At 74.2% G+C, this 9,390-nt stretch carries 7 protein-coding genes; 5 read left to right on the top strand and 2 right to left on the bottom strand.

The features are described from left to right. Positions 1-38 precede the first annotated feature (38 nt). Positions 39-2,507: a DNA gyrase/topoisomerase IV subunit A gene (locus DVA66_RS12905; RefSeq protein ID WP_114560458.1), complete on the bottom strand. Its 2,469-nt coding sequence runs from the start codon at positions 2,505-2,507 to the stop codon at positions 39-41. 104 nt (positions 2,508-2,611) lie between these two features. Continuing rightward, positions 2,612-3,664: an App1 family protein gene (locus DVA66_RS12900; protein WP_114560457.1), complete on the bottom strand. Its 1,053-nt coding sequence runs from the start codon at positions 3,662-3,664 to the stop codon at positions 2,612-2,614. A 97-nt stretch (positions 3,665-3,761) separates the two neighbouring features. Here DVA66_RS12900 and DVA66_RS12895 point away from each other — a divergent pair, with 97 nt between their 5' ends. The 5 genes from DVA66_RS12895 to DVA66_RS12875 all read left to right on the top strand — a co-directional run. Continuing rightward, entirely contained in the window at positions 3,762-6,410 is a 2,649-nt protein-coding gene (locus DVA66_RS12895) for a GNAT family N-acetyltransferase (protein WP_114560456.1), read from the top strand. A gap of 95 nt (positions 6,411-6,505) precedes the next feature. Then, positions 6,506-7,099, top strand: coding sequence for a DUF5998 family protein (locus DVA66_RS12890; RefSeq protein ID WP_332872871.1), 594 nt, complete (start codon positions 6,506-6,508; stop codon positions 7,097-7,099). Between the two features lie 2 nt (positions 7,100-7,101). Then, on the top strand, positions 7,102-8,253 hold the full coding sequence (locus DVA66_RS12885) for an alkaline phosphatase family protein (protein ID WP_232821938.1): 1,152 nt from the start codon (positions 7,102-7,104) through the stop codon (positions 8,251-8,253). A 43-nt stretch (positions 8,254-8,296) separates the two neighbouring features. Then, a complete protein-coding gene (locus DVA66_RS12880) occupies positions 8,297-8,965 on the top strand; it encodes a thymidine kinase (RefSeq protein WP_232821939.1) in 669 nt (222 codons plus the stop codon). Continuing rightward, positions 8,965-9,390 (top strand): sulfurtransferase (locus DVA66_RS12875; protein WP_269801622.1); only part of this gene is annotated, 426 nt, incomplete at its 3' end. The genes DVA66_RS12880 and DVA66_RS12875, both read left to right, overlap by 1 nt.

The raw sequence follows: 9,390 nt of genomic DNA, 5'->3' as shown, positions 1-9,390 counted from the left end.
GCCGGCGCCGCCGGGTAGCACCCCGACGACCGCCGGCCTCAGTCGGTGGGCCGGCTGCCCAGACCGTCGATCGGCTGGCTGACCGGCTGGCCGGAGCCGTCCCGGCGCGGGTCGACCGCCGGCAGCTCGACCGGGCTGCCGGAGGCCGCGGCCGCCGCCGGGTGCTCCCCGACCCAGGCGGCGATGAGCGCGTCCTCGCCCTTGAGCAGGCGCATGCAGCGCATCCCGCTGGTGGCGCGGCCCTTGCCGGGGTAGGCCGCCAGCGGGGTGACCTTGACCGACCCGGTGTCGGTGCCGGGCAGCGCGCTGGAGCTGCCGGCCACGGTGACCACCGACGCGCCCGGCCCGCCCCCGGCCGACGGCGCGGCGCCGAAGAACAGCACCCGCGCCCCGGCCGACAGCTTGATGCCGGCGATGCCGCCGCCGCTGCGGCCCTGCGGACGCACCGCGGAGGCGGGGAAGTGCAGCAGCTGGGCGTCGGTCGTGACGAAGACCAGCTCCTGGGTGTCGGGGTCGCCCAGCTCGACCGCGCCGACCACCTCGTCACCGTCACGCAGCGCGATCACCTCCCAGGCGTCGCGTCCGAGCACCTCGGGGTTGACCCGCTTCACCACGCCCTGGCGGGTGCCCAGCGCCAGCCCGGGCGAGGCGGGGTCGAGGGTGGTCAGGCAGAGCACCGACTCCCCGGGCTCGAGCACCACCAGCTCGCTCAGCGGCACCCCGCCCTGCAGGTTCGGCGCCGCCGCGGTGCTGGGCAGCTGGGGCAGGTCGAGGGCCTGCACGCGGACCAGCCGGCCGGCGGTGGTCACCACACCGAACTCGCCGCGGGCGGTGGTGCGGATCCGGCTGGTGATGACGTCGTGGCTGGCGCGCCCACCACCGGTGGGCAGCTGCTCGTCCCCGCCGTCGGCGGCCGCGGCGGTGCGGGCCACCAGCCGCGAGCTCGACAGCAGCACCCAGCAGGGGTCGTCGGCCACCTCGAGCGGAGCGGCCGCGGTGGTCGCGGTGACCCCGCTGGAGGCCAGCAGCACGGTCCGCCGGGGGGTGCCGAACTCCTTGGCGACCGCCGCCAGCTCGTCCCCGACGGTCTGGCGCAGCACCGACTCGTCCTCGATGATCCGGGTCAGCGCCTCGATCTCGGTACCGAGCCGGTCCCGCTCGGACTCCAGCTCGATCCGGGAGAACCGGGTCAGCCGGCGCAGCTGCATCTCCAGGATGTAGCTGGCCTGCGGCTCGGACAGCTCGAAGATCTCCATCAGCGACGCGCGTGCGGCGGCGGCGTCGTCGGAGCGGCGGATCACCGCGATCACCGAGTCGATGTCCAGGATGGCGACCAGCAGACCCTCGATCAGGTGCAGCCGCTCGGTGGCCTTGTCCCGGTCGAAGCGGGTACGGCGCAGGGTGACCTCGAGGCGGTGGTCGAGGTAGACCCGCAGCATCTCGGGCAGGCTGAGGGTGCGCGGCTGGCCGTCGACCAGGGCCACGGAGTTGATGCCGAAGGACAGCTCCAGCGAGGTCGCCCGGTACAGCTGCTCCAGCAGCACGTCGGGGTTGAAGCCGTTCTTCACCTCGATCACGAGCCGGGTGCCGTTGGCCAGGTCGGTGAGGTCCTTGACGTCGGCGATGCCCTGCAGCTTCTTGGCCTGCACCTGCGTCTTGAGCTGCTCCATCACCTTCTCCGGGCCGACCGCCAGCGGCAGCTCGGTGACGACGATGCCCTTGCGCCGTGGCGAGGTCTGCTCGACCCGGGCGGTGGCGCGCATCCGGAACGACCCCTTGCCGGTGGTGTAGGCGTCGCGGATCCCGTCCAGACCGATGATCTTGCCGCCGGTGGGCAGGTCGGGCCCGGGGACGAAGCGCATCAGGGCGTCGACATCGGCGTCGGGGTGGCGCAGCAGGTGGCGCAGCGCCTGCACCACCTCGACCAGGTTGTGCGGCGGGATGTTGGTGGCCATGCCGACCGCGATCCCGCTGGTGCCGTTGACCAGCAGGTTGGGGAAGGCGGCCGGCAGCACCGACGGCTCGGACTCCTTGCCGTCGTAGTTGGGGCGGAAGTCGACGGTGTCCTGGTCGAGCCCGGCGGTCATCGCGACCGCGGCCGGCGACATCCGGCACTCGGTGTAGCGCATCGCGGCCGGGCCCGCGTCGGGGGAGCCGAAGTTGCCGTGGCCGTCGACCAGCGGCAGCCGCATGAGCCAGGGCTGGGCGGTGCGGACCAGGGCGTCGTAGATCGCGCCGTCACCGTGGGGGTGGTAGAAGCCCATCACCTGACCGACCACCCGCGCGCACTTCACGTGGCCGCGGTCCGGACGCAGGTTCATCTCGTCCATCGTGTAGAGGATCCGGCGCTGCACCGGCTTCAACCCGTCCCGGGCGTCGGGCAGCGCCCGGCTGTAGATCACCGAGTAGGCGTACTCCAGGAAGCTGGTCTGCATCTCGTCGGAGACGTCGACGTCGAGGATCCGCTCGGTGAAGTCGTCGTCCACCGGGGCACTCTTGCGGGGCATGGGCAGCCAGGCTCCTCATCGGCAGGTGATCGGGCAGCACCCGCCATTGTGGCCGCTCGCGGCGCCGGGGCCGTGGTGCAACGCCGCGCGCGGGACGGCCGACGTCAGGGGGTCGGGCTGGGCTCGCGGGACAGCACCCGCGAGAGCAGCTCCCACAGCCCCCGGCCGTCGGGGGCGCGGACCTCCGGGGCGGGGCCGTGCGGGCCGGAGGACAGCTGCTCGTCCAGCAGGGTCACCGGGGTGCCGTGGGCGAGCACCTGCTCGACCGCGTTCAGCTGGCGGATCCCGATCGCGCGCACCCGGTCGGGGAACCGGGTGGCGAACTCGTTGTACAGGCTCGGGTCGTGCTGGCCGTCGTCGCCGACCAGCACCCAGGAGATCTCGGGGAAGTCATGGGCCAGCGCGTGCAGGCAGTTGAGCTTGTGCTCCGGCCCGCTGCGGAACCAGCCGGTGTTGGTCGGGCCCCAGTCGGTGAGCAGCAGCGGCCCGCGCGGGAACTCGTGGTGGCCGAGGAAGCGGGCCAGCGTCGGTGCGGTGTTCCAGGCCCCGGTGGAGACGTAGACCAGCGGCGAACCCGGACGCTCGGCCAGCAGCTTCTGGTACAGCTCCGACATCCCCGGCACCGGCTGACGGGCCGACTCCTGCAGCACGAAGGTGTTCCAGAACGCCAGCAGCGGCCGGGGCAGCGAGGTCGAGATCACCGTGTCGTCGATGTCGCTGACGATGCCGAAGTCGACGTCGTCCTCGAGGATGCGCACCGGCACCTCGACCGGCGGCGCCTCCTCGGTCTCCACGCTGACCGTCCGCCAGCCCGGCTCCAGCCCGTGCTCGAGGATCCGCAGGTCGAGGTAGCCGTTGCGGCTCACGTGCGCGGTGCTGAACCGGTCCCCGGTGCGCACCCTCACCTTCGCCCGCAGCGCGGGGGCGGTGAGGAAGTTGCGCCAGCCGCGGCGGTCCAGGGTGCGGGCGACCGGCAGCGGCACGTGGTCGGGGTCGGGGGTGAGCACCACCCGCGCCAGCACCCGGACGAACCGCCGGTTGCCGTAGCCGGTGTAGCCGACCACCCGCTCGGTCCACCCCCGGCCGCGGAGCAAGCCGTTGAGCACGGCGATCAGGCGGTCCTCGACCCGCGCGGCGATGAAGGGGCGGTCCGACATGGGCACGACGATAACGGACCCGGTGCTCACCCGCCGGGTGGTCCGGGCGCCGTCGCACGGGCCGGGGACGGCCGGGCACCGGCGATAGCATGACCGCGTGTCCGGGGACCTGACCGAGCTGCCCGAGGGCTATCCGCAGCAGTGGGAGGCCGACGTCGTGCTCTCCGACGGCGGCACCGCGCACCTGCGCCCGATCCGGCCCGAGGACGCCTCGCTGCTCACCGACTTCTACGGCCGGGTCTCGGAGGAGTCGAAGTTCCTGCGCTTCTTCGCCCCCTACCCGGTGCTCAGCCCGCGTGACGTGCGCCGCTTCACCCATGTGGACTACGTCGACCGGGTCGCGCTGATCCTCACCATCCGCGGCGAGATGGTCGCGGTCGGCCGCTTCGACCGGCTGGAGAACGACGAGGCCGAGGTCGCCTTCCTGGTGGAGGACTCCCAACAGGGCCGCGGGGTGGGGCCGCTGCTGCTGGAGCACCTGGCCGAGGCCGCCCGGGAGCGGGGCATCACCCGGTTCACCGCCGAGGTGCTGCCGCAGAACCGCGCCATGGTCGGGGTGTTCACCGACGCCGGCTACCGGGTCAGCCGCCAGCTGGAGGACGGGGTGGTCCAGGTCGACTTCCCGATCCTGCCCACTGACACCTCCGTCGGGGTGATGGAGCGGCGCGAGCACCGGGCCGAGGCCGCCTCGATCCGCCGCCTGCTCACCCCCGAGCGGGCCGTCCTGATCGGCCCCGGACGCCGGCTGCAGCGCCTCGGCGACGCCATCGCCGACGGTCCCTTCACCGGTGAGCTGATGGCGCTGAGCACCGACGGCGAGCCGGTGCAGGGGGTGCGCATGATCAGCTCGGTCACCGAGGTCGGCGAGTTCGTCGACCTCGCGGTGGTGGCGGTCGGGCCGGACGAGCTCGGCGGGGTGGTGATCGACGTCGCCCACCACGGGGCCAAGGGGATGCTGGTGATGGGCGGTCCCGGTCCGGGCCACCCGGGCCGCACCGAGGTGATCAGCCTGGCCCGCGCCTACGGGCTGCGCGCCCTCGGACCGGACACCCTCGGCCTGATCAACACCGACGACGGCGTCCGGCTCAACGCCACCCCGGCCCCGATGCCGCGCACCGGACGGGTCGGGCTCTTCAGCCAGTCGGCCGCGATCGGGGTGGTGCTGCTGTCCTCGGCGCTGGAGCACAACGTCGGGATCGCCAACTTCCTCTCCACCGGCCCCTTCTCCGACGTCACCGCCAACGACGTGATGCAGTTCTGGGAGGACGACGAGCGGACCGCGGTCTGCCTGCTCTCGCTGGACAAGATCGGCAACCCGCGCAAGTTCACCCGGATCGTGCGCCGGCTGGCCCGCCGCAAGCCGGTGGTGGTCTTCGCGCCCAGCCGGTCGCTGCGCTCGGGCCGCGAGGAAGAGCTGGCCCGTCCGGGCGCGATGGCCCCACCGGGGGCGGTCGATGCCCTCTTCCGCCAGTCCGGGGTGATCGTCAGCGAGCGCCGCGACGCGATGTACGACCTGGCCAAGGTGCTGGCCCGCCAGCCGCTGCCGGCCGGGCCGCGGGTGCGGGTGGTGACCAACGACCCGACGATGGCCAGCCACGTCACCGCCGCCGCGGCCCGGATGGGTCTGGTGCCCAACGAGCCGGTGACGCTGGCCGCCGACGCCGACGGGCGCGCCTTCGTCGCGGCCGCCCAGACGGCCCTGGACGACCCCAGCAACGACTCGGTGCTGTGCGTCGTGGTGGGCATCTACGACACGGTCGCCAACGACGCCCACGGCCGGCTGTCGGCGCTCGCCGCTACCACCGCCAAGCCGCTGGTCGGCGTCTTCGTCGACTTCACCCGGGTCGCCCGCCGGGCGGCCGGCCACGACGGCCCGGGCCAGCTGCCCACCTACTCCGGCTACGGCGACGCGCTGGCCGCGCTCAACGCCGTCTCCGCCTACGCCCACTGGCGGGCCCGCGACCCCGGTGCGGTGCCGTTGCTGGAGCTGGAGGTGGAGGAGGCCCGCCGGCTGGTGCACGACGTGCTCACCGACGCGCCCGAGGGCCGCACCATGACCGACGACGAGTCCGCGGCGCTGCTGCGCGCCTTCGGCATCCGGGCCGTGCCCCGCTACCGGGTGGACACCCTCACCGAGGCGACCCGGGTGGCCGAGCGGCTGGGCTGGGACGTCGTGCTCAAGGCGACGGCGGTCTCGGTGCGCGGACGTCCCGACCTGGCCAGCGTGCACCGCAACCTCGACGACGCCGCCGACATGGCCGAGGCCTGGGCCGACCTTGGCCGGCTGGTCAACGAGCTGGGGCTGGGCACCATGGACGACCAGCACGTGGCCGAGCCGGTGGTGCAGGCGATGATGCCGCCGGGGGTCTCGCTGGTGGTCCGCTCGGTGGAGGACCCCGACTTCGGTCCGGTGATCAGCCTCGGCCTGGCCGGCTTCGCCTCCGACATGCTCGGTGACGTGGTGCACCGGGTGCCGCCGCTGACCGACGTGGACGCCGCCGCGATGGTGCGTTCGCTCAAGGCCGCGCCGCTGCTGTTCGGCCTCGGCGGCAGCCGCGGCGTCGACACCGGCGCGGTGGAGGACCTGCTGCACCGGGTGGCCGAGATGGCCGACCTGCTGCCCCAGCTCAGCGAGGTCGTGCTCACCCCGTGCCTGGCCTCCACCCGCGGGGTGGCCGTGCTCGGCGCGCGGGTCGCCGTGGTGCCCACCCGCGACGTCCGCGACCCGCAGGCGCGCGCGCTCTGAACGGTCGGAGGATGGGGGGACGCCGTGGAAGGATGGCCCCCATGTCGTCGAGCGCGAGACGTCCCAGCCCACCGCGGAGCGGGGAGGCGAGGGCCTTGCAGGAGGAGATCGCGGCGAGCGGGTACTTCCCGGCGCTGATCGCCGACGCCGTGACCGGCGGCGTCGGTGAGGAGGAGATCCTCTCCTACTGCCTGCACCTCGAGCCGACCTTCACCCGCGACGAGGTGCACCGCCACCTCACCGTGCTGGTGCTGACCCCCACCCGGCTGGTGCTGGTGCACACCGACGAGGCCCCGGTCGACCCGCGTCCGGAGGGCGACGAGGCCGAGAGCGGCCCGGGCGGGGACGGTCAGGCCGTCCTCTCGGTGGAGTCGATCCGGCTGTCCGGGATCGTCGCGGTGGCCCTCACCAAGGTGGTGGCCGAGCCGGCCCGGTGGCAGCCTGGGCGCAGCGGGGTGAGCGAGGCCTGGCTCAACGTCGGCTGGGGCACCATGCGCCGGCTGGAGCTGGAGCCGGCGGGGTGTGAGGACCCGCAGTGCACGGCCGACCACGGCTACACCGGCACCCTCACCCCCGACGACCTGACGCTGCGGGTGAGCGTGGCCGCCGACGGCCAGCAGCGGCTGGACCGGCTGGTGGCCTTCGCCGAGGCGCTGCAGCAGGCCAGCGGCGTCCGGGGTGGGCGCTGAGGGTGGCCGCCGCGACCACGCTGCCGGAGATGGTGCTGCCCGCCTACGGCAGCGCCAGCCTGACCGACCTGCTGCCCACCGTGGCCGCCCGGCTGGGACGCCGGCTGGAGCCGGAGCGCCCGGCCCCGCTGCCGCTGCCCGAGGGTGAGCGGTGGGTGGTGATGCTCGTCGACGGGCTGGGCTGGGACCTGCTGCGCTCCGCCGCGCGGGAGGCGCCCTACCTGGGAGGGCTGACCCGCACCGGCACCACGATCACCGCCGGCGTCCCGAGCACCACGGTGACCAGCCTCAGCTCGCTGGGGACCGGGCTGCCGCCGGGCGGGCACGGGATGGCCGGCTACATGTTCCGGCTGCCGCACACCGACGAGGTGCTCAACGCCCTGGTCTGGGACTCCGCGGCCGCGCCGCGCGACGTCCAGCCGCGCCCGACCGTGTTCGAGGCGCTCAAGGACGACGTCGCGGTCTCCAGCGTGGCCCCGGCCCGGTTCCGCGGCAGCGGGCTCACCTTCGCCGCCCTGCGCGGGCCGTCCTTCGTGGGGCTGGACGACGAGGGGGACGAGGACCGCCGGATCGAGCTGATCGTCCAGGCGGCGACCGGGGCCCGGCGCACGCTGGTGTACGGCTACGAGCGCGCCCTCGACCACACCGGTCACGTCGAGGGCAGCCGGTCCGAGGCGTGGCTGCGCCACCTGATCCGGATCGACGCCTACTGTGCGCGGCTGCGCCAGGCCCTGCCCGACGACGTCCGGCTGGTCGTCACCGGCGACCACGGCATGGTCGACGTCGCCTGGGCCGACCAGCTGGTGGTCGAGGACGAGCCGGAGCTGCTGGTCGGCGTGCACCGGCTGGCCGGGGAGGGCCGGCTGCGCCAGCTGCACCTGGCCGACGCCGCCAACCAGCTGGCCGGGGTGACCGCGCGGTGGCGCGACCGGCTGGGGGAGGGGGCCTGGGTGCGCACCCGCGACGAGGCCTTCGACGAGGGCTGGTTCGGCCCCGCCGACGACCGGGTGCGGCTGCGCTTCGGTGACGTGCTGGTGGCGATGCGCGGGCCGGGCGCGGTGATGACCCGCAGCCTGGACCGCGAGCTCAGCCTGGTCGGCATGCACGGCTCGCTGACGTCGGCCGAGATGCGCGTGCCGCTGCTGGTCGACTGAGAGAGGAGGACGCGTGCCCGAGCTGATCTTCTTCACCGGACCGATGGACTGCGGCAAGTCCACGCTGGCCCTGCAGGTGCACCACACCCACACCGCCGGCGGACGGGCCGGACGGCTGTTCACCAGCCACGACCGCTCCGGCCGGGCCAAGGTGACCTCCCGGCTGGGTCTGGAGCAGCCGGCGCTGGAGGTGCGGCCCGACTTCGACTTCTGGCGCTGGCTGGTCGGTGAGCTGACCTCGGGCCGCCGGATTGACTACCTGGTCTGCGACGAGGCGCAGTTCTACACCGCCGAGCAGGTCGACCAGCTGGCCCGGATCGTCGACGAGCTGCAGCTGGACGTGTTCGCCTTCGGCATCCTCAGCGACTTCCGGACCCGGATGTTCCCCGGCTCGCAGCGGCTGGTCGAGCTGTGCGACCGGATGGAGACGCTGCAGGTGCGCCCGCTGTGCTGGTGCGGGCAGATCGCCACCCACAACGCCCGGCTGGTCGACGGGGAGATGGTGGTCGAGGGCTCGCAGGTCGCGGTGGGCGACACCCGGGCCGAGCAGACGATGGCCACCGGCGCCGCCTCCTCCCCGGACGGGTCGGCGGGCGGCGGCCCGGAGGTGACCTACGAGGTGCTCTGCCGGGCCCACCACCGGCGGCGGGTGACGAGCGCGGTCGCCCGTGCCACGCTCAGTCCGGAGCCGTTGCCGTTCGAGGAGGCCTGATGGGTGCACGACGCTGGCTGGTCGACGTCGAGGAGCTGGCGGCCGAGCTGCTGCCGCCGGACGGGGACGCCGGCCCGGGACGTCCGCTGGTGCTGGACCCGCGGTGGAACCTCACCGGCCCGGACGGGCGGGAGGAGTTCGAGGCCGGTCACCTGCCCGGCGCCCGCTGGGTCGACCTGGAGACCGGGCTGAGCGGTCACGGCGGACGGTCCCGCGGCGGTGCCGGCCGGCACCCGCTGCCCACCCCGGCGGTGTTCGAGCAGGCGATGCGCCAGGCGGGCCTGCACGTCGGGCAGCCGGTGGTGGTGGTCGACGGCGGCGCGCTGCTGGCCGCGGCCCGGCTGTGGTGGCTGCTCCGCGACGCCGGGCACGACCGGGTGCGGGTGCTCGACGGCGGGTTCGCCGCCTGGCAGCGCGCCGGGCTG

Source organism: Desertihabitans aurantiacus (genome assembly GCF_003344635.1).
GTDB lineage: Bacteria > Actinomycetota > Actinomycetes > Propionibacteriales > Propionibacteriaceae > Desertihabitans > Desertihabitans aurantiacus.
Note: the sequence above shows the minus strand (reverse complement) of the source record. Positions and strands in the feature narration are given on the sequence as shown.